We start from the raw sequence: 1197 nt of genomic DNA, 5'->3' as shown, positions 1-1197 counted from the left end.
CGCTTCGCTTGTATGTTTAGGGTGCTGGGGTGGAGAGTCACGCTTCGCAATCGGCCGTTAGCGCGGACCGACCGTTTGAGACTTCTCCCACCCCGCCTTTGAACGTCGATAAGGAACTGAGCGGCACCACTTTTCAGTGATGACCCCCGATCTGTAAGCAAGCTGACGTCGCAGGCGGCGCTTTTCACCCCAGCACTTTTATTTTCCACTTTGGAGGTAAAGAAATGCAAGGGTGTACTGAAATTTACGGTGTCGATGTCGCCAAGGATGAGCTGGTTGTTGCGATGCACGGCTATAGCCCTGTTCGRGCCATCTCCAACGAGCGCAAGGCCATAGACGCCTGGATTGGGACGATTCCCAGGGGCAGCCTCGTTGCCATGGAGTCCACGGGCATCTACCACCGGCTGCTGGCCCAACGTGCTCACGATGCGGGAATGCAGGTGTACGTGCTCAATGCGCGGGACGTGCACTTCTACGCCAAGGCGCTGGGGGCTCGCGGCAAGACTGATCGCGTYGATGCCGTCTTGATCGCCCGGTATGGGGCTGAACATCATGCAAAGCTGCACGCATGGCGGCCTGGCGATCCAGGCCAGCGGCGCGTGGAAGAACTGCTGGAGCGGCGTGCAACACTGGTGACCAAGCGGGAATCGGTGCGCCAGGCATTCAAGGGCGATCATGAGCTGGCCGGCGAACTCAAGCGGCTCGACCAATCCTTCGATCAGTTTCTGGCGGCTATTGATGCCCAGGTGGACGAACTCATCGCCGCTGACACCGCGCTGGCGACGGGGCGCAAGCGCATTGCCAGCGTGACCGGCTTTGGTCCTCTGGGCAGCGCCTTGCTGGCGGTGCTGTTCGCTCGTATCCCATTTGCCAACGTGGACGCCGTGGTCGCTTACAGTGGCCTGGACCCTCGCCCCAACGATTCGGGCAAGAAGCGCGGGGCGCGTCAACTCTCAAAGCGAGGACCAGCGCAGTTGCGCAGGCAGCTGTACCTGGCGGGCTTTGCCGCCAGCCACAGCAAAGCCCTCAAGCCGCTTTACCAGGCCCTGCGTGCCAAGGGCTTTGCCACAACGGAGGCATTCGTCATCCTCGGGCGAAAGCTGTTGCGGGTGGCGTTTGCCGTCTGGAAGACGGGTCAGCCCTGGGATCCGGCCAAGCTGCTGCCGAAAACTGTTTGACAACAAATATAGAACCTCA

The 1197-nt window shown here is 60.8% G+C and carries 1 protein-coding gene; it reads left to right on the top strand.

Going from position 1 to position 1197, the window contains the following annotated elements:
* The first annotated feature begins 224 nt into the window (after nucleotides 1-224).
* Nucleotides 225-1178: an IS110 family RNA-guided transposase gene (locus AC1D0P_RS25825; protein WP_477679333.1), complete on the top strand. Its 954-nt coding sequence runs from the start codon at nucleotides 225-227 to the stop codon at nucleotides 1176-1178.
* The last annotated feature ends 19 nt before the right edge of the window (nucleotides 1179-1197 follow it).

This window comes from Polaromonas sp. P1_G2 (assembly GCF_056405515.1).
This window is presented reverse-complemented; position numbering and strand designations above follow the sequence as displayed.